Here is a 17,655-nt window from a genome sequence, read left to right as displayed (position 1 = left end):
CCGCAGCACCCGCCTACGGTGCCGCGGCCGGGCGGGGGGAGGTGCCGGTGTCCTCCCGCACGTACGCCTCGATCTCCCGCCCGGCGTCCCCGAACCAGGGCGCCGACTCCTCGTAGTCGGACCACCCGTCGGTCAGGACGGCGACGACGTAGTCGTGCCCGCCGAGCTCGACGATCCCGGCGTCGTGCGAGACGTCCACCAGCAGACCGGTCTTGTGCGCGAAGCCGACGTCCGGGGAGAAGCCCGAGGAGAGGGCGTAGTCGAGGTGCTGCTCCTCGAGGAACCCGAGGAGCAGGGCGGTGGAGGGGCCGGAGAGCAGCTCACCGCGGCGCAGGCGCTCCAGGAGGGCGGCGACGTCCGCGGGAGTGGTGGTCATCGCGACGACGTCCTGGGAGCCGGTGTCGGGGTCGAAGGTCGTGGCCGTGAAGCCCTGCCCGTGCGCGAAGGCCTCGACCTGCTCCCACCCGAGCCACTGGCCCAGTGCCGCACCGGAGGCGTTGTCCGACCAGCTGATCATCACGTCGAGGGCCTGCTCGACCGTGAGGCCCAGTCCCGGCACGACATCCGAGAGGGCGAGGGCGCCCCGGTCGGCCCGGTCGAGGACCGCATGGGCCAGGAAGAGCTTGTACAGGCTCGCGCTCGTGAACGGGCGGTCCGCGTTGCGGGCCACCACCTCCCCGCCCTCCGGGTCGAGCAGCACGACCCCGAGCTCCCCGGGCACCTCGGCGGCGAGCTCTTCCAAGTCCGCCGCCAGGCCCGCGGCGGCGGCCTCGGCCGTCGGGGCGGCGGCCGGCACGGCGCCGTCCCCGCCGCAGGCGCCGAGGAGGAGGGCGAGGGCGAGGCCCAGCGCCGCGGCGCGGCCGGATCGGGTCCCTCGACAGCTCGTGCGCACGGTGCGCCTTTCGTTCCCGGACGGACGGGGACGCGGGCGGTTCGCCCCGGCGGCAGGCGCCGGTCCCGTTCCCGACCGTACCGGCGCCGTCCTGGTTTTCTGCTGAGCATCTTCCGTCAATCCTGTCCCCTCTGTTGCACCGGTTTGTGAAGCGTGCTTACCTTTGAGGCTCATGCAGAACCACCGAGGAGGGGTCATGACAGCAGTTGCGGGCGAGGGCTGGTGGCGCAGGACGCTGGCGATCGGGTTCCTGTCCTTCGCCGCCCTGGGACTCGCGGGGTGCGACGACCCCGGGTCCGGCGGCGAGGAGGGCACGGAGCAGGAGGCCCCCGCCGGAGGCGAGGAGACCGCCGAGGACGAAGCCACGGACGCCACCGAGGAGGAGAACACGACCGGGCCCATCAGTCCCACGGAGGGCGAGGGTCCCATGGAACAGGATGACGAGCAGGAGAACGGCTGATCCGGCGGCTCCCTGGCCGGCGGCGCCGGGGCTGCCGCGCCCCCACCTGATGGACCAGCGCTGGGAGGACGCCGTCTTCCTGCACTGGCGGATCCCCGTGTCCGCCGCGGCCGCGCGGATGCCGCCGGGCGTCCGGGCTGACGTGGTCGACGGCTCCGCCTGGGCGGGCCTCGTCGGCTTCCGGATGCAGCGGATCCGGCTCGGCGCCGCGGTGCCCCTGCCCTACTGGGGAAGCTTCCCCGAGATCAACGTGCGCCTCTACTCCCGCGGGCCGGACGGCACGCGCGCAGTGGTGTTCCTGTCCCTCGACGCCCCGCGGCTCGCGGTGGTCCTCGGCGCCCGCACGGCCGGTCTGCCCTATGTGTGGTCGCAGTGCCGGGCCGTCGCCCCCGACGGGGCGGGGCCGGGTTACGGGTACGACGTCGTCCGGCGCCGCGGACGGACGACGTCCTCCTTCGCCGTGCACCCGGACCGCACTATCCGCGCCGACGACGAGCTGTCGCTGGAGCTCACCGCGCGGTTCGGTCTGCACAGCCGGTTCGCCGGCCGCACGGTGCACGTCCCCGTCTCGCACGAGCCGTGGCCGCTGCACCCCGCGGCGGTCGTGCACCTCGAGGACGGACTGCTGGCCGCGGCCGGTCTCGACGTCGACGGCCCGCCCGAGTCCGTGCTGTTCTCGCCGGGCGTCCGGACCCGGATCGGGCGGCCCCGGACGGTGCGCAGCCCCTGATCCACCGGTCCGGCAGCGTCCGCCGGACCGTGCCTGCCCGCGCACCGTCCGCGGCCCTCCGTCCCCCGGATCGACCCGTCCGGTGCCCGACAGCCCCACAAGAGTGGGCAGGCCAGGAGCGCGTGAGAGGTCCAGGATGGAATCAACTCCCGCAGGAGCGACCGGGGGGACTCCGGTCGAGGTCGCTCCCGGAGCCGCTCACCGCCGGGACCGTTCCACCGGGGGAGCCGCATGCGAAAGGCCCGCCGTGACCACTCCGCTCGTTCCCGAGCTGCCCCAGCTGCCCGACTTCTCCGCCCGGTCCTCGGCCGAGCCGGGCGCCGCCCGCCCCGGTCGCGCGTTCGAGCCCGCGGCCACGGGCGCCCTGCTCCTGCTCCTCGCGCTGACCGTGGTCCTGGCCGTCCTCGTCCGCGCCGTGCCCCTGGGGCCGCTGCTCACGGTGGTGCTCCTGCTGCTCGTGTCCGTCGGTGCGCTCGCGCTCGGCGCCCGGGGCGGCGGCGACCTCCCGGCGGAGCCGCCGGAGGACCCCGCCGACGGGACACCGGAGACGCAGGGGGTCTACTACTACGACCGGCACGGCCGGCCGGTGGCCATCGACGACGCGTTCTGAGCGGCGCCCCGTCCGGCGCCTCCCGGTCCGGCCCGGTGTCCGGCGGCCGCAGTGGCACCGGCACCGTGTCCGAATCGTGTCCGTCATCTTCACGCACGGGGGCCGATGCACCCTGACCTGCGCCTACGTTGGTGACGTCGTACCAGACACGGGGCCCGGGGGCGTTCGGGGGAATGCGCCGCGGGCCGGCACCAGTCGCGAAGCGCTTCTCGCTTCTCCACCGGATGGGACAGAACCATGAGAAGAACCACCAGGGCAGTCACGGCCGCCGCCTTCGCGGCAGGAATCGGTCTCGTCGCCGCCGCACCGGCGCAGGCGATGGAGATCTACGAGATCAGCGACGCCACGCGGATCGCCGAGGGGGCGGCCGTCGAGGGCACCTACAAGGTCTCGTGCACGGCGGGGAGCAACATCTTCGTCTCCCTCAGCGTGACCCAGCGGGTCTCCGAGGGGCGGATCGCCAACGGCAGCTATTTCCAGCAGTGGGTCTGCGAGGGCGGCGAGGTCGAGCTGGACTACCAGGCCGTGGCCTTCAACATGGCCTTCGACGAGGGACCGGCCGTGCTCTCCGGGTTCATCCAGGAGTGCCAGGCGGAGTTCTGCGGGACCGGCACGAACCTGCCGCTGCAGGTCATCGAGATCGCCGACTAGCGGGACCGGTGGACGGGCCCGTTCCTGCGCCGGCGCAGGAACGGGCCCGTCCCGCGTCCCCGGCTGCGGAACTCTGCCTGAAAGTCCAGTGACCGGCACCACCCCCGGTCCTATAGTCGAAGTCATCGACCGCACATCTCTCCCCCCACGCCCCCCGCAGCGGCTCGACGCCCCCGCCGTACCCGTCCTCCAGGAGGAGATCCTCACGAGGCGGCCGGCGCGCGTCGACGTCGTGAGCGGCGCCGCCCCTGCCGTGAAGGGCTACCGCACGGTCTGCCGGGAGCTCCTCGAGCGGGCCGGGCTGTGAGCGCCCCCGCCGTCGAGCTGCGTCGCCCCGAGGGCCGGTGGCACCGCCACCGGGAGCCCGTCTGGGGCACCACCGTGACCGTCGACGTCCGCGCCGGCGAGGAGGGCCTGCCCCCCGAGCCCGCCGTGCAGCACGCTCTGGACACGGCCGTGGCCAACATGCGGTGGGTCGACGCCGTCTTCTCCACCTACCGCCCCGACTCGCTCGTGACGGCGCTCCGCTCCGGCCTGCTCGACGAGCGCCGGCTCAGCCGGTGGGACGCCGCCCAGGGCGCCCTCCTGGACGTGCTCCGGCGCTGCCGGGAGGCCCGGGAGCTGACCGACGGCTGCTTCGACCCGTGGGCCGTGCGCGGGGGCTTCGACCCCTCCGGCTACGTCACGGCGTGGGCCGCGGAGCGGATCGCCGACGACCTCGTCCGCGCCGGGTGCGCGAACGTCTGCGTGGAGGCCGGCGGGGACGTCGTGACCCGCGGGTCCGCCGGACCCGGGAGGCCCTGGACCGTGGGCATCCGCCACCCCGAGGACGCCGGCGCCGTGACCTGGACCGTGCTGCCCGGCAACGGCGCGGTGTCGACCTCGAGCACCGCCGAGCGCCCGGCGCACGTCGTGGACCCGCGCACGGGACGGCCCGCCGCGGGCGCCCGGTCCGCGACGGTCGTCGGCCCGGACGCACGGCTCGCCGGCGTGCTGGCCACAGCCCTCGTGGTCGCCGGCCGGGACGGGGCCCGCTGGTTCACCGGCCTGGACGAGTGGTCCGCCTGGGGCGTGGACCCCGCTCCCGCGGACACGGCCTGGTCGATCGGCCGGGAGCACCACCTGGCCCGCTGAGTCCGCCCACGGCCCCGCCGGTGGCTAGGGTGGAGGCGGTGAGCACCCACCCCGACACCGACCCGGCCCCCGACACCGTCCCCGGCACCACCCGCACCGGCATGGTCCGGGTCCGGGGAGCCTCCGAGAACAACCTGCGCCACGTGGACGTGGACGTCCCCCGCGACGCGATCGTCGCCTTCACCGGCGTCTCAGGGTCCGGGAAGTCCTCCCTGGCCTTCGGCACCATCTACGCCGAGGCGCAGCGGCGCTACCTCGAGTCCGTGGCCCCCTACGCACGGCGCCTGATCCAGCAGGGGCACAACCCCGCGGTCGAGGGAATCACCGGGCTGCCGCCCGCCGTCGCCCTGCAGCAGCGGCGCGGCGCGCCCAGCTCGCGCTCCACCGTGGGCACCCTCACCACGCTGTCCAACTCGATGCGCATGCTCTTCTCCCGGGCGGGCACCTACCCGGACTCCGCCGCGGGCAGCCTGGACTCGGACGCCTTCTCGCCCAACACCGCCGCCGGCGCGTGCCCCCGGTGCTCGGGCCTGGGCACCGTGCACGACGTCACCGAGCCCTCCCTGGTCCCGGACCCGGGGCTCAGCATCCGGGACGGGGCCGTCGCGGCGTGGCCCGGCGCGTGGCAGGGCAAGAACCTGCGCGACATCCTGAGCCACCTGGGCCACGACGTCGACGTCCCCTGGCGCGAGCTGCCGCGGGAGGAGCGCGACTGGATCCTGTTCACCGAGGAGCAGCCGGTCGTGGAGATCACCCCGCAGCGGGACCGGGTGGCGAAGCCGTACAAGGGCCGGTTCTGGAGCGCGAAGAGCTACGTCCTGCACACCCTGGCGGACTCCGCGAGCCAGCAGATGCGCGAGCGCGTCCTGCAGTACGTGGTCACGGGACCCTGCCCCGCGTGCGCCGGCAGCGGCCTGCGTCCCGAGGCGCTCGCCGTGACCTTCGCGGGCCGGAGCATCGCCGAGCTCAACGGGGCGTCCCTCGGCGAGCTGGCCGAGGTGGTCCGGCCCACCGCCGCCCTGGAGCACGCCGGGACCGCCTCCCGGGCGGTGTCCTCGGGGGAGCGCAGCGAGGCCGCGGTGACCATCGCCAAGGACCTGCTCGCCCGGCTGCAGGTGCTGCTGGACCTGGGGCTGGGATACCTGAGCCTGGACCGGTCCACGCCCACGCTCTCCCCGGGGGAGATGCAGCGGCTGCGGATCGCCACTCAGCTGCGCTCCGGGCTCTTCGGTGTGGTCTACGTGCTCGACGAGCCCTCGGCGGGCCTGCACCCGGCCGACGCCGAGCCGCTGCTGGCCGTGCTCGAGGAGCTGAAGGCCTCCGGGAACTCGGTGTTCGTGGTGGAGCACGACATGGCCGTGGTGCGGCGCTCCGACTGGGTCGTGGACGTGGGGCCCCAGGCCGGGGACCGCGGCGGCGCGGTGCTGTACAGCGGCCCCGTGCCCGGCCTGGCCGACGTGGCGGAGTCCGCCACACGCCCCTTCCTGTTCCCGGACGGCCCCCCGCACGGTTCCCCTGACGGCTCGCCCGACGATCCTCCGGGCGGCACGGCGGCGGAGCGCACGCCGCGCCCGGTCGAGCGGCGGCTGCGGCTGCGCGGCGTCACGCGCCACAACCTGGTGGACCTCGACGCGGAAATCCCCCTGGGCGTGCTGACCGCCGTCACCGGGGTCTCCGGCTCGGGCAAGTCCACGCTGGTCAGCCAGGTCCTGGCCGAGACGGTCGGCCGGCACGTGCACGGCGGGGCGGCGCCCGTCGACGCCGAGGACGACGCCGCGCCCGCCGCCGGGGCACGGGTGGGTGCCGTCGAGGGCCTGGAGCACCTGGACCGGCTGATCCGGGTGGACCAGCGGCCCATCGGCCGCACCCCGCGCTCCAACCTGGCGACCTACACGGGACTGTTCGACGCGGTCCGCAAGCTCTACGCCGCCACCGACGAGGCGCGGGCCCGCGGCTACGGGGCCGGACGGTTCTCCTTCAACGTGACCGGCGGCCGGTGCGAGACGTGCCAGGGCGAGGGCTTCCTGGCCGTCGAGCTGCTGTTCCTGCCCGGCACCTACGGGCCCTGCCCCGACTGCCAGGGCGCCCGCTACAACCCGGAGACCCTGGAAGTGACCCACCGGGGGCGGAGCATCGCCGACGTCCTGGGCATGCGCGTGGAGACCGCCGCGGAGTTCCTCGCGGACGTCCCGGCCGCCGCGCGCAGCCTGCGCACCCTGCTCGACGTGGGGCTCGGCTACCTGCGGCTCGGCCAGCCGGCCACCGAGCTCTCCGGGGGCGAGGCGCAGCGGATCAAGCTGGCCACCGAGCTGCAGCGGGCCCGCCGCGGCCACACCCTGTACCTCCTGGACGAGCCCACCACCGGCCTGCACCCGCAGGACGTGCAGCTGCTGCTGCGCCAGCTCAACCGCCTGGTGGACGCCGGCAACACCGTGGTGGTGGTGGAGCACGCCATGGACGTGGTGGCGTCCTCGGACTGGGTGATCGACATGGGCCCGTCCGGCGGCGAGGCCGGCGGGCGGATCGTGTGCGCCGGCACCCCGGCCGAGGTCGCCGCGTGCCCGGCCAGCCGCACGGCGCCCTACCTGGCCGCAGCGCTGGCCTGACAGGCCGCGGCCCCGCGCGCCGGGAGGCGGGCGGGGCCGAGGTCAGCGGCCACGGATCAGTTCTGCTGCTGGTCCTTCTCATCGGCGCCGAGGAAGCCGCCGGCCTTCTCCTGGGCCTGGTCCACCTGGCCCTCGTACTTGTTGCCGGTGCGCTCGTCGACGGCGTCGCCGCCCCGGTCGATGCCCTGCTGCACCTGGTCCGGGTGCTGGTCCGCAAGGTCCTTCGCCTTGTCCGCGAATCCTCCCATGTCCACCATGATCGTTCCTCTCGTCGAACGGTTCCGGCGGGCGCCGCCCACCGGAGGTACCCCTCCATCCTGGTCCCCGGACGGGGCCCCTGGCCACCCCGCGCCGAGATTGCGGCTGACGGCGACGCAACCGGGCGCGGTGGCCGTCAGCTGCGACCTCGCGGGTCGGTCCCGGTCCGGGCGAGGTGCAGCCGGCGGTGCAGGTCACGCACCGCCGGCGCCAGCTCGTGGCAGGGGCCGTCCACGGGCACCCCCGGGGCCACCTGGGTGATCGGCAGCGCCGCGACGGGGGCGGGCGGGGCGCCGAGCTCGTCCAGCCACCGTCCGAGCTGCGCCGAGGAGGAGGCGTGGACGATGCGGCCCAGCCCCACCCAGGCGTGGGCCGCCGAGCACATGGGGCAGTGCTCGCCCGAGGTGTAGACCGTGGCCGCGGAGCGCTGCTCCGGGGTCAGGTGGGCGGCCGCCCACCGGGCGATCTCGAACTCGGGGTGGCGGGTCGCGTCACCGCCGGCCACCCGGTTGCGGTCCTCGAACAGGACCTCCCCCCGCGCCGAGACCAGCACCGAGCCGAACGGCTCGTCCCCGGCGTCGAGGGCCTCGCGGGCCAGCTCCACGCAGCGTCGCAGGTGTCCGCGGTCGGTCTCCGAGATGCCCATGGGCCCAGCCTACGGGCGGGGGCGCCGGCTCACCGGAACGCGCGGGCGGGCGGGCGCCTGCGGGAGAGGTCCCGGGCCACCGGACGGTAGGCCAGAACCAGCAGCAGCAGGGCGACCGGCGCCCGCGCCCAGCAGACCATCGGCCAGATCAGGCGGTGTTCTCCGTCACGTCGACGACCCCCTCGAGCACCTCCACCACCACGGCGCGCGCCCGCGCCTCGGCCTCGGCCGCGTTTCCGGAGGCGACGGCGGCGGCCGTGGCCTCGTGGTCCTCGAGCGCGCCGGGGTCCGGGGAGCGGGGCATGAGCCCGAGCGCCGTGCGGCCGGAGAGCACCTCGGCCACCACGTCCTGCAGGGCGGCGAGCATCGGGTTGCCGCTCGCCTCCAGCAGCAGCGCGTGGTAGGCGGTGTCCACCTCCAGGTACTCGGGGTCGGTGCCGCGGCGTGCCTCGCCGAGCTCCCGCAGCCGGGCGGCGAGCTCCACCAGGCGCCGCCGGGTGGGTCCGTCGGCCCGGACCGCGGCCAGCCGGGCGGCCACGGGCTCGATGGCGGTCCGCAGCTCGGTCAGGCTCCGCAGCTGCTCGTCGCGCCCCGGGCCGCCGAGCCGCCACCGGATCAGCCGGGGGTCGAACGGGTTCCAGTCCCGCGGCGGGCGGACGGTGACGCCCACCCGCCGCCGGGACTCCACCATCCCCATGGACTCGAGCACGCGCACCACCTCCCGCACGAGCGTGCGGGAGACCCCGAACTCCTCCTCGAGGGCCGCGAGCGTCAGGACCGTTCCCGGCGCCCGCGCCCCGGAGGCGATGCTCTCGCCGAGCCGGTCCAGCACCCCGCTGTGCTGCTCCACCCCGTGCATGGACGCTCCGTCCGTCATGTGCGGCGCGGTCGCGCCCACCCTGTTGCCAAAAGTATGATCTTTCTGTCAGCCTAGCGTGTGTCGTGGCTCACGACGAGACCCCAGGGCCTGCCCGCAGGCACGAGATCAACGGAGAAACTCAGTGGAAGACTGGACACAGACCCTCGGCACCGCGCCGCTGCTGACGATCGCGGCAGCCGCCATCGCACTGATCCTGGTCCTGGTGATCAAGTTCAAGCTGCACGCCTTCCTCACCCTGATCCTGGTGGCGCTGCTGACGGCGTTCGCCACGGGCATCCCCACGGGGATGATCGTGGACACCGCGGTCACCGCCTTCGGCGGCACGCTCGGCTCGGTGGCCCTGCTCATCGGCCTCGGCGCCATGCTCGGCAAGCTCGTGGAGCACAGCGGCGGCGCCCGGGTGCTCGCGGACAAGCTCGTGGACATCTTCGGCGAGAAGCGCGCGCCCTTCGGGCTCGGCATCGCCTCCCTGATCATGGGCTTCCCGATCTTCTTCGACGCCGGCCTCGTGGTCATGCTGCCGATCATCTTCGCGGTCGCCCGCCGGGTGAGCGGCAACAACGTGCTCCTGTACGGCATCCCCGCCGCCGGTGCGTTCTCGGTCATGCACGTCTTCGTGCCGCCGCACCCCGGTCCGGTGGCCGCCACGGAGCTCTACGGCGCCGACCTCGGCATGGTCCTGCTCATCGGTCTGCTGCTGGCGTTCCCGCTCTGGTACGTCTCCGCGTACCTCTGGGGCAAGCGCGTGGGCACCAAGTACGTCCTCCCCGTCCCGGGTTTTTTCGGCGACGTCGACGACGACCAGCCCGCCAACCCGCCGCGGGTCGGCACCATCATCGCCCTGCTGCTGCTGCCCCTGGTGCTCATCTTCATGAACACCGGCCTGGACTTCCTGCGCGCCGCCGGCGCCGTCTCCGAGGACGCCGAGTGGTTCCAGGTGCTCTCCGCCCTCGGCGAGTCCCCGGTCGCCCTGCTGATCTCGGTCCTCGTGGCCCTGTTCGTCCTCGGCACCCGCCGCGGCGAGCACGGCACCGCCCTGGAGAAGGTCATCGACTCCTCCCTGGGCCCGGTCGCCTCCGTCATCCTCATCACCGGCGCCGGCGGCATGTTCGGCGGCATCCTGCGCGCCTCCGGCATCGGCGACGCGCTGGCGTCCTCGCTGGACGGCATCGGGCTGCCCGTCATCTTCGCGGCCTACATCATCGCCGTGGTCCTGCGCCTGGCCCAGGGCTCGGCCACCGTGGCCCTCGTCACCGCCGCCGGGCTCATGGCACCGGCCGTGGCCGCGGGCAACTTCAACTCCGTGGAGGTCGCGGCCGTGGTCCTGGCCACCGCCGCCGGCTCGGTCTTCGCCGGGCACGTCAACGACTCCGGCTTCTGGCTCGTGGGCCGGCTCATGGGCATGGACGTGAAGACCACGCTGAAGACCTGGACGGTCCAGCAGGCCCTCGAGTCCGTCCTCGGCTTCGCCGTCGTCCTCGTCATCTTCTACATCGCCTGAGGCCCCGGATGCGCAACGTCTTCGACATCACCGGCCGGCTCGCCCTCGTCACCGGCTCCTCCCGGGGGCTGGGACGGGCCCTGGCCACGGGCCTCGCCGAGGCGGGCGCCCGCGTGGTCCTGCACGGGCGCGACGCCGACGTCCTCGCCCGGGTGCGCGACGAGATCGCCGCCGGCACGGGCACGGCCCCGGTCACGGCGGCCTTCGACCTCACCGACGCCGAGGCCGTCCGGACGGGGATCGACGCGGTCCTCGCCGAGCACGGCGTCCCGGACATCCTGGTGAACAACGCCGGGATCCAGCGGCGAGCCCCGTTCGCCGAGTTCGCGGCCCAGGACTGGGAGGACATCGTCGCGGCGAACCTCTCGAGCGTGTTCCACGTGTCCCGGGCCGTGGTCCCCGGCATGCAGGAGCGCGGCTCGGGCAAGATCGTCAACATCGGCTCCGTGCAGTCGGTGCTCGCCCGGCAGACCATCGCCCCGTACTCGGCCACCAAGGGCGGGGTGGTCATGCTCACCAAGGGCATGGCCGCGGACCTCGCCCGGCACAACATCCAGGTCAATGCGATCTCGCCCGGGTACTTCGCCACCGAGATGAACCAGGCGCTGATCGAGGACGAGGCGTTCAACCACTGGGTGGTCGAGCGCACCCCGGCCCGGCGCTGGGGGCAGGTCGAGGAGCTCGTGGGCACGCTGGTCTACCTGTGCTCGGACGCCTCCAGCTTCGTCTCGGGGCACAACGTCCTGGTCGACGGCGGCATGACCTCCGTCCTCTGACCCGGGTCCGCCGCACCACCCGCCCGGCGTGCACCGACGGGCACACATCGTCCCGCACCTCGCCGCGAGGCTCCGGGACGCACCAGGAGGAGAGCTCATGAAGGCCATCGTGATCCACGGCAAGGACGACCTGCGCGTCGAGGAGGTGCCCACCCCGGAGCCCGCCGAGGGACAGGTCCGGCTCCGGATCGCCTACGGCGGGGTGTGCGGGTCGGACCTGCACTACTGGGCCGAGGGCGCCAACGGCGAGTACGTGGTCCGGGAGCCCCTCGTGCCCGGGCACGAGGTCTCCGGGACGGTGGACCTGGACCCCGCCGGCGAGCTCGCCCCCGGCACCCCGGTGACGGTCCACCCGGCCACGTTCGGCACGCCCCAGCCCGGGATCGAGGACCGGCGCCACCTGTGGCCCGGCGGGGCCTACCTGGGCAGCGCCTCCACCCGGCCGCACACCCAGGGCGGGATGAGCGAGTACCTGCTGGTCCGCCGGGACATGGTCCGGGTGCTCCCGGCCGGCCTGCCGCTGCGCCGGGCCGCGCTCGCCGAGCCGCTGGCCGTGGCCCTGCACGGGCTCACCGTGGCCGGGGACGTGACCGGCCGGCGCGTGCTCGTCTCCGGGTCCGGGCCGATCGGCCTGCTCACGGCCGCGGCGGCCCTGGCCCGGGGCGCGGCCGAGGTCGTGGCCACCGACGTCCTCGAGGGCCCGCTCGAGCGGGCCCGGGCGCTCGGCGTGCACGGCACCGTCCGGGTGGGGGCCGAGCAGATCCCGTCCGGGGCGTTCGACGTGGTGCTCGAGTGCTCCGGCGTGCCCGCAGCCGTGAGCCCCGCGCTGGTGGGCGCCCGCCGCGGCGGCGTCGTCGTCCAGGTGGGGATGGTGCCGGACGAGGCGCGGCCCGTGAACCTGGCCCCGCTGGTCTCCAAGGAGCTCCAGCTGCGCGGGTCCTTCCGGTTCGACGACGAGATCGACGAGGCGATCGGGCTGCTCGCCGACCGCCCCGGGATCGAGGACGTGGTCACGCACGAGTTCCCCGCCGACCGCGCCGTGGAGGCCTTCGCCACGGCCCGCGACTCCGCGGTCTCCGGCAAGGTCCTCGTGTCCCTGGCCCCGGGGGAGCCGCGCTGATGCCGGGGCCGGCCGGCACCGGGCACCCGGATCCCGTGGTGGTGGGCGTCGACATCGGCACCACGAGCACCAAGGCCGTGGCCTTCGCCGTGGGCGGTGAGCAGCTCGCCGCCGCCTCGGCCGGCTACCCCCTGGAGGAGCCGCACCCCGGCCACGCCGTGCAGGACCCCGAGCTGATCCTGCAGGCGGTGCTGGACACCGTCCGCGCGGTGGTCGGGGAGGTCGGGGCGGAGCGCGTGGCCGGGCTGTCCTTCAGCGCCGCGATGCACAGCCTGCTCGGGCTCTCGCCCGAGGGCGAGCCCCTCACCCCGCTCGTCACCTGGGCCGACACCCGGGCCAGCGTCCAGGCGGAACGGCTGCGCGCGAGCGCGGGCGGCCTCGCCCTGCACCGGCGCACGGGCACCCCGGTGCACCCCATGTCGCCGCTGCCCAAGCTCGTGTGGTTCCACGACCAGGAGCCCAAGCTGTGCGAGCGCGTCGCCTTCTGGGCAGGCATCAAGGAGTTCGTGCTGCTGCGGCTGTGCGACGCGCTCGTGGTGGACCACTCGGTGGCCTCGGCCACCGGTCTGATGAACATCCACGAGCTGGCCTGGGACGGCGAGGCCCTCGCCCACGCCGGGATCCTGCCCGAGCAGCTGCCCGAGCTGGTGCCCACCACCCACGTCCTGCCCGGGCTCACGGACGAGGGTGCCCGGGCGACCGGGCTGCCCGCCACCGTGCCCGTGGTGGTGGGGGCCAGCGACGGCCCGCTGGCCAACCTCGGCCTGGGCGCGGTCCGGCCCGGGGTGGCGGCCTGCTCGATCGGCACGAGCGGCGCGCTGCGCGTCGTCGTCGACCGTCCCGTGGTGGACCCGCTGGGACGGGTCTTCTGCTACGCCCTGACCCCGGGGCGCTGGGTGGTCGGCGGGGCGATCAACAACGGCGGCGTGGTCCTGGGCTGGGCCGGGGACGCCCTCGCCCCCGACCTGGGGGAGGAGCCGGAGGAGGAGCTGCTCGCGCTCGCGGGGAGCGTCCCGGCCGGGTCCGGGGGGCTGCTCATGCTGCCCTACCTGCTGAGCGAGCGCGCCCCGCACTGGAGCTCCCTGCCCAAGGGCGCCTACGTGGGGCTGACCCGCGCCCACCGCCGCGCACACCTGGTGCGCGCGGCCCTGGAGGGGGTGTGCCAGCAGCTCGGCCTGGTCCTGCAGTCGATGCGCTCGGCCGGTCTGGCCGTGGAGCAGATCCGCGCCACCGGCGGCTTCGCCCGCAGCCCGCTGTGGCGGCAGCTGCTCGCCGACGTCCTCGGCACGGACATCTCCTTCGCCTCGGGCCACGAGGGCTCCGGGTTCGGCGCCGCGCTGCTCGGGATGCAGGCGCTCGGGCTGATCGAGTCCGTCGACGTGGCCGCCGACCTGGTGGGGGTCGAGTCCGTGGTGCGCCCGGACCCCGCCGACGCCGCGGTCCACGCGTCCCTGCAGCCGGTGTTCGAGCAGCTGTACGAGGCCCTCGTGCCCACGTTCACGTCCCTGCGCCGGCTGGCGCCCGCCCTGCCGCTCGAGCGCGACTGACCCTCCCGGCGGCCCCGCGCCGGCCGTGCCGGCCGGGCCGTGCCCGCCGGCGCCCCGTGACGATTCCGTGCACGGCCCGGAGGGCGCATCGGCGGGCCCGCGTGGGAGAATGGAGCTGTTCTGCGGCGCCTGCGGGCCCGAGCGGTCCCGCACCGCGGATCGCCGGTGCCGAGGGGGCCCGCGATGATCTCGAGAACGGACGTGGAAGAACTCCACCGGCAGGTCCGCGGCCCGGTCCTGCTGCCGGACGAGGCCGGCTTCGCGCAGGAGGTCGCCGGCTTCAACCTGGCCGCCGTCCACCACCCGGACGCGGTGGCGGGCGTGACCGACGCCGCCGACGTGGTGGCCGTGATGCGGTGGGCCGCAGCCCACCACGAGCCCGTGGGGGTGCAGTCCACGGGCCACGGCGCGGACCAGCCCATGGAGGGCGGACTGCTCGTCACCACCCACCGGATGCAGGAGATCGAGGTCGACCCCCGCCGCCGGACCGCGCGGATCGGCGCCGGCGTGCGGTGGCGCCGCGTGATCGACGCGGTCGCGCCCCACGGGCTCGCGGTGCTCAACGGTTCGGCCAGCGACGCCGGGGCGGTCGGCTACACCCTGGGCGGCGGGCTGCCGGTGCTCGGGCGGATCTTCGGCTTCGCCGCCGACCACCTGCTGGGCCTCGAGGTGGTGACCCCCGACGGGCGGCTGCGCCACGTGGACGCCCGGCACGAGCCGGAGCTGTTCGCCCTGCTGCGCGGGGGCAAGGGCAACCTGGGCCTCGTCACCGCGATGACCATGGGCCTCGTCCCCCTGGAGGAGCTCTACGGCGGCGGGATCTTCTACCCCGGCACCGACGCCCAGGAGGTGCTGAGCGCGTTCAGCCGGTGGGCGCCCACCCTGCCGGAGCGCGCCTCGACGTCCGTGGCCCTGCGCTGGATGCCGCACGACCCGACCGTCCCCGAGCAGCTGCACAAGCGGATGCTCGTGCACCTGCGCTTCTGCTGGGTCGGTCCGGAGGAGGAGGGCGCCCGGGTCCTCGCGCCGATGCGGGCGGTCTCCCGGCCGGTCCTGGACCTGGTGGGGCCCATGGACTACCGGGACATCGACCAGGTGCACATGGACGCCACCGAGCCGGGTCTCTACGTGCTCACCGGGGAGTTCCTGCGGGAGTTCGACGCCGCCGCGGTCATGACGCTGCTGCAGAGCGCCGGGCCCGGCAGCCGGTGCCCGCTGCCGGAGGTGGGGATCCGGCTGATGGGTGGAGCCTTCGCCCGGACCGACGGCGTCGAGGACGCGGTCTCGGGGCGGGACGCGGCGTTCTTCCTGGAGCTCATCGGCTGGCTCGCGCCCCACGTGGCCGCGGCGACGCCCCGGGCGCTGGCCGAGATCCTGCAGGCCATGGCCCCGTGGTCCACGGGGCGGGCCTTCGTGAACATGCACGGGGTCCCGGGCGGGGAGAGCGAGCACGCCCGGGCGTGGTCCGAGGAGGTCTACGCCCGTCTGGTCCGGGCCAAGGCGCTCTACGACCCGGACAACCTGCTGCGCTTCCAGCACGTGGTCGGCCAGGAGCGCCGGCCTCCCGGCCTCGGCCAGCCGGCGGACAGCTCCGCGTGATGGACTGGCGGCAGCACCGCGGCGCTCCCGCGCGCGGTGACCACTCTCGGAAGGAGACGTGATGGTGAACTTCAAGGGGCTCACGGCCAAGGCCAAGCAGCTCGCCCAGCGCAACCCGGACAAGGTCGAGAAGGTCCTCGACCAGGCCGGCAGCTTCGTGGACAAGCGCACCGGGCGCAAGTACGAGCGCCACGTGGACACGGTCCAGCAGAAGGCGCGCCAGTTCCTCGGCGGGGGCCGCGCCCCCGGCGACCGGACGTCCGGCGGCCCCACCACGGGCGGCCCGGCGAACGGCGGCCCCACCACGGGCGGCCCCGCCGCCGGCCCGCGCCCGGACGGGCAGCCGGGGGGACCGGCCGCGACCGACCGCCCCGGTGACGTGCCCGGCCACGAGAGCCCCCGCCACTGACGGGTCCCGGGTCCCGGGAACGGGGCGGACCCCGCCCGCCGCGCCTCGAGCGCACGGCGAGCGGGGTCCGTCGTCGTCCCGGGCGGCGGAGGACCGTCCCGCCGGGGCGGCGCGGCTACCGGGCGAGGAAGTCCAGCAGCGCCTCGTTGACCTCCGCGCCGTGGGTCCAGAGCAGCCCGTGCGGGGCGCCCTCGATCTCGACGTACTCCGCCTGCGGGAGGGCCTGGTGGAACTGCCGGCCGGTGGCGTCGATGGGCAGGATGTTGTCCGCGGTGCCGTGCACGATCAGGGCCGGCACGTCGATCTTGGGGATGTCGGCCCGGAAGTCCGTCAGCCAGGTGGGCTGGGCGGCCACCGACGCCACGGCCCCGGAGCCCCAGGCGATGTTCCGGCAGGCGTCCACGACCTCCTGGCTCAGCCGGTCCGTGCCCAGGAACGTGTCCGTGTTGAAGAAGTTGTCGAAGAACTGGGTGAAGAACGCGTAGCGGTCGGCGGTCACGGCCGCGGCCAGGCCGTCGAAGACCTCCTGGGGCACGCCCGTGGGGTTGTCCTCGGTCTGCAGCAGGTACGGCTCGAGCGAGCCCAGGAAGGCCGCCTTGGCCACCCGGGAGGATCCGTAGGTCCCGAGGTAGCGCCCCACCTCCCCGGTCCCCATCGAGAAGCCCACCAGGACCACGTCGTTCAGGTCGAGGGTGCTCAGGACGGTGTCGAGGTCGGCGGCGAAGGTGTCGTAGTCGTAGCCGGTGGTCGGCCGGCTCGAGCGGCCGAAGCCGCGGCGGTCGTAGGTGATCACGCGGTAGCCCGCTCCGAGCAGGGCGGCGGTCTGCTTCTCCCAGGACGAGCCGTCCAGCGGATACCCGTGGATGAGGACGACGGGCTGACCGCTGCCGTGGTCCTCGTAGTACAGCTCGATGTCGGTGCTGTTCTCGGTGCCGACGGTGATGTGACCCATGGAGGCTCTTCCTCTCGCTGGTGCGACCTCTCGCTGGTGCGACAGATGCAGAGAACGGCCGTTCCCTGCGCAGAAGCCTATGGAAGGGTCGTTCTCCGCGCGAGGCCGGGGCGGTGCGCACCAGCGCTCGTTCCCAGGGCTGCGCCGCTCAGGGCACCAGGGACGCGTAGACCACGTAGTTGTCGTCGAACTCCCCGGTGGCCGGGTCGAAGCCGTCGCAGGTGATCAGCCGCAGCTCGGACCGCTCCGTGTTGCCGTAGACCTCGAGGGTGGGGAAGTCGTCCTTGCCGTACTGCTCCCCGCGGTCGACGGCGAAGACCGCCGTGGACCCGTCCTCCCGGGCCACCTCGATCGTGTCGCCGGGTTCCAGGGCGCGCAGCCCGGCGAAGACCCCGGGGCCGCCGCCCGTGGCGTTGACGTGGCCCAGCAGCACGGCCGGGCCACGCTCGCCGGGGGTGGGGGACCCGGTGTACCAGCTCGCCGGGGAGCCGGGCCCCTCGGGCGGGACCTCGAGCGAGCCGTCCTCGCGCAGGCCCAGGCGCAGCAGCTCGGACTCGGTGCCGGTGGCCGGGACGGACAGGGAGACCGGCTCCGACGCGCCCAGGACCGCGGGGCCGTCCGCTGGACTGTCCGTTGCGGCGGCGGTCTGCCTCCCCCTCGCGGACGGGGCGGACGCCGCGACCGAGGGCGCCGAGGTGCTCGACGGCGAGGCGGTGCTCGAGGCCGTCGGCGGGGTGCTGCCGGCAGCCGGCGCGGCGCCGTCGTCGGACGCGGCGCAGCCGGTGGCGAGCAGGACGGCGGTCGTGGGGGGGGGGCCCCCCCCCCCCCCCCCCCCCGGGGGGGCCCCCGGCGACCCAGCCACCCCACCCCCCGGGAAACCCCCC

At 74.8% G+C, this 17,655-nt stretch carries 19 protein-coding genes; 13 read left to right on the top strand and 6 right to left on the bottom strand.

What is annotated here, in order from left to right; genetic code table 11:
• Positions 1 to 13: 13 nt before the first annotated feature.
• A complete protein-coding gene (locus ACP7CD_RS10925; protein WP_426120190.1) occupies positions 14 to 892 on the bottom strand; it encodes a serine hydrolase in 879 nt (292 codons plus the stop codon).
• Positions 893 to 1,088: 196 nt separating this feature from the next.
• On the opposite strand from ACP7CD_RS10925, the gene ACP7CD_RS10920 reads away from it, so the two are divergent.
• The 7 genes from ACP7CD_RS10920 to ACP7CD_RS10890 all read left to right on the top strand — a co-directional run bounded on the left by ACP7CD_RS10920 (position 1,089) and on the right by ACP7CD_RS10890 (position 7,083).
• The gene (locus tag ACP7CD_RS10920; protein ID WP_426120189.1) at positions 1,089 to 1,352 is read left to right on the top strand and encodes a hypothetical protein; all 264 of its coding nucleotides are present in this window, start codon (positions 1,089 to 1,091) and stop codon (positions 1,350 to 1,352) included.
• 49 nt (positions 1,353 to 1,401) lie between these two features.
• Complete coding sequence (locus tag ACP7CD_RS10915; protein ID WP_426120301.1) at positions 1,402 to 2,082, top strand: YqjF family protein; 681 nt, start codon at positions 1,402 to 1,404, stop codon at positions 2,080 to 2,082.
• Positions 2,083 to 2,329: 247 nt separating this feature from the next.
• Positions 2,330 to 2,692: a hypothetical protein gene (locus ACP7CD_RS10910; RefSeq protein WP_426120188.1), complete on the top strand. Its 363-nt coding sequence runs from the start codon at positions 2,330 to 2,332 to the stop codon at positions 2,690 to 2,692.
• Between the two features lie 237 nt (positions 2,693 to 2,929).
• Positions 2,930 to 3,343: a hypothetical protein gene (locus ACP7CD_RS10905; RefSeq protein WP_126349613.1), complete on the top strand. Its 414-nt coding sequence runs from the start codon at positions 2,930 to 2,932 to the stop codon at positions 3,341 to 3,343.
• An 88-nt stretch (positions 3,344 to 3,431) separates the two neighbouring features.
• Complete coding sequence (locus ACP7CD_RS10900; protein WP_095650075.1) at positions 3,432 to 3,650, top strand: hypothetical protein; 219 nt, start codon at positions 3,432 to 3,434, stop codon at positions 3,648 to 3,650.
• Positions 3,647 to 4,477 carry an FAD:protein FMN transferase gene (locus ACP7CD_RS10895; RefSeq protein WP_426120187.1) on the top strand — a complete coding sequence of 277 codons (831 nt, stop codon included), beginning with the start codon at positions 3,647 to 3,649 and terminating at the stop codon, positions 4,475 to 4,477. The genes ACP7CD_RS10900 and ACP7CD_RS10895 overlap by 4 nt, the downstream gene beginning before the upstream one ends.
• A gap of 101 nt (positions 4,478 to 4,578) precedes the next feature.
• Positions 4,579 to 7,083, top strand: coding sequence for an ATP-binding cassette domain-containing protein (locus ACP7CD_RS10890; RefSeq protein ID WP_109269121.1), 2,505 nt, complete (start codon positions 4,579 to 4,581; stop codon positions 7,081 to 7,083).
• A gap of 56 nt (positions 7,084 to 7,139) precedes the next feature.
• On the opposite strand, the gene ACP7CD_RS10885 is transcribed toward ACP7CD_RS10890, so the two are convergent.
• The 3 genes from ACP7CD_RS10885 to ACP7CD_RS10875 all read right to left on the bottom strand — a co-directional run bounded on the left by ACP7CD_RS10885 (position 7,140) and on the right by ACP7CD_RS10875 (position 8,846).
• Positions 7,140 to 7,340, bottom strand: a complete 201-nt coding sequence (locus ACP7CD_RS10885; RefSeq protein WP_426120186.1) for an antitoxin — start codon at positions 7,338 to 7,340, stop codon at positions 7,140 to 7,142.
• Between the two features lie 137 nt (positions 7,341 to 7,477).
• Complete coding sequence (locus tag ACP7CD_RS10880) at positions 7,478 to 7,987, bottom strand: nucleoside deaminase (protein WP_426120185.1); 510 nt, start codon at positions 7,985 to 7,987, stop codon at positions 7,478 to 7,480.
• A 148-nt stretch (positions 7,988 to 8,135) separates the two neighbouring features.
• Positions 8,136 to 8,846 (bottom strand): FadR/GntR family transcriptional regulator, encoded by a 711-nt coding sequence (locus tag ACP7CD_RS10875; RefSeq protein ID WP_017835011.1) that lies wholly within the window; start codon positions 8,844 to 8,846, stop codon positions 8,136 to 8,138.
• Between the two features lie 142 nt (positions 8,847 to 8,988).
• Here ACP7CD_RS10875 and ACP7CD_RS10870 point away from each other — a divergent pair, with 142 nt between their 5' ends.
• The 6 genes from ACP7CD_RS10870 (at position 8,989) to ACP7CD_RS10845 (ending at position 15,819) form a co-directional block, all read left to right on the top strand.
• On the top strand, positions 8,989 to 10,368 hold the full coding sequence (locus ACP7CD_RS10870; RefSeq protein ID WP_017835010.1) for a GntP family permease: 1,380 nt from the start codon (positions 8,989 to 8,991) through the stop codon (positions 10,366 to 10,368).
• An 8-nt stretch (positions 10,369 to 10,376) separates the two neighbouring features.
• Complete coding sequence (locus ACP7CD_RS10865) at positions 10,377 to 11,144, top strand: SDR family oxidoreductase (RefSeq protein WP_272026445.1); 768 nt, start codon at positions 10,377 to 10,379, stop codon at positions 11,142 to 11,144.
• 97 nt (positions 11,145 to 11,241) lie between these two features.
• On the top strand, positions 11,242 to 12,264 hold the full coding sequence (locus ACP7CD_RS10860; protein ID WP_017835008.1) for a zinc-binding dehydrogenase: 1,023 nt from the start codon (positions 11,242 to 11,244) through the stop codon (positions 12,262 to 12,264).
• Positions 12,264 to 13,811, top strand: coding sequence for a gluconokinase (locus ACP7CD_RS10855; RefSeq protein ID WP_426120184.1), 1,548 nt, complete (start codon positions 12,264 to 12,266; stop codon positions 13,809 to 13,811). Before ACP7CD_RS10860 ends, ACP7CD_RS10855 begins: the two co-directional genes overlap by 1 nt.
• A gap of 183 nt (positions 13,812 to 13,994) precedes the next feature.
• Positions 13,995 to 15,410, top strand: coding sequence for an FAD-binding oxidoreductase (locus ACP7CD_RS10850; RefSeq protein ID WP_426120183.1), 1,416 nt, complete (start codon positions 13,995 to 13,997; stop codon positions 15,408 to 15,410).
• A gap of 61 nt (positions 15,411 to 15,471) precedes the next feature.
• Positions 15,472 to 15,819: an antitoxin gene (locus ACP7CD_RS10845; RefSeq protein ID WP_426120182.1), complete on the top strand. Its 348-nt coding sequence runs from the start codon at positions 15,472 to 15,474 to the stop codon at positions 15,817 to 15,819.
• A gap of 115 nt (positions 15,820 to 15,934) precedes the next feature.
• Here the strand turns inward: ACP7CD_RS10845 and ACP7CD_RS10840 are convergent, their stop codons facing one another.
• Entirely contained in the window at positions 15,935 to 16,771 is an 837-nt protein-coding gene (locus ACP7CD_RS10840; protein WP_426120181.1) for an alpha/beta fold hydrolase, read from the bottom strand.
• Positions 16,772 to 16,919: 148 nt separating this feature from the next.
• Positions 16,920 to 17,633: a class F sortase gene (locus tag ACP7CD_RS10835; RefSeq protein ID WP_426120180.1), complete on the bottom strand. Its 714-nt coding sequence runs from the start codon at positions 17,631 to 17,633 to the stop codon at positions 16,920 to 16,922.
• Positions 17,634 to 17,655 lie beyond the last annotated feature (22 nt).

It is taken from the genome of Kocuria sp. LHG3120, assembly GCF_049897445.1.
GTDB classification, from domain to species: Bacteria; Actinomycetota; Actinomycetes; order Actinomycetales; family Micrococcaceae; genus Kocuria; species Kocuria rosea.
This window is presented reverse-complemented; position numbering and strand designations above follow the sequence as displayed.

Excerpts from the sequence above, each read along its gene's own strand:
- ACP7CD_RS10920 (WP_426120189.1), top strand. The coding sequence starts at position 1,089 with ATGACAGCAGTTGCGGGCGAGGGCTGGTGGCGCAGGACGCTGGCGATC.
- ACP7CD_RS10915 (WP_426120301.1), top strand. The coding sequence starts at position 1,402 with ATGGACCAGCGCTGGGAGGACGCCGTCTTCCTGCACTGGCGGATCCCC.
- ACP7CD_RS10905 (WP_126349613.1), top strand. The coding sequence starts at position 2,930 with ATGAGAAGAACCACCAGGGCAGTCACGGCCGCCGCCTTCGCGGCAGGA.
- ACP7CD_RS10890 (WP_109269121.1), top strand. The coding sequence starts at position 4,579 with ATGGTCCGGGTCCGGGGAGCCTCCGAGAACAACCTGCGCCACGTGGAC.
- ACP7CD_RS10885 (WP_426120186.1), bottom strand. The coding sequence starts at position 7,340 with ATGGTGGACATGGGAGGATTCGCGGACAAGGCGAAGGACCTTGCGGAC.
- ACP7CD_RS10880 (WP_426120185.1), bottom strand. The coding sequence starts at position 7,987 with ATGGGCATCTCGGAGACCGACCGCGGACACCTGCGACGCTGCGTGGAG.
- ACP7CD_RS10875 (WP_017835011.1), bottom strand. The coding sequence starts at position 8,846 with ATGCACGGGGTGGAGCAGCACAGCGGGGTGCTGGACCGGCTCGGCGAG.
- ACP7CD_RS10865 (WP_272026445.1), top strand. The coding sequence starts at position 10,377 with ATGCGCAACGTCTTCGACATCACCGGCCGGCTCGCCCTCGTCACCGGC.
- ACP7CD_RS10860 (WP_017835008.1), top strand. The coding sequence starts at position 11,242 with ATGAAGGCCATCGTGATCCACGGCAAGGACGACCTGCGCGTCGAGGAG.
- ACP7CD_RS10855 (WP_426120184.1), top strand. The coding sequence starts at position 12,264 with ATGCCGGGGCCGGCCGGCACCGGGCACCCGGATCCCGTGGTGGTGGGC.
- ACP7CD_RS10850 (WP_426120183.1), top strand. The coding sequence starts at position 13,995 with ATGATCTCGAGAACGGACGTGGAAGAACTCCACCGGCAGGTCCGCGGC.
- ACP7CD_RS10845 (WP_426120182.1), top strand. The coding sequence starts at position 15,472 with ATGGTGAACTTCAAGGGGCTCACGGCCAAGGCCAAGCAGCTCGCCCAG.
- ACP7CD_RS10840 (WP_426120181.1), bottom strand. The coding sequence starts at position 16,771 with ATGGGTCACATCACCGTCGGCACCGAGAACAGCACCGACATCGAGCTG.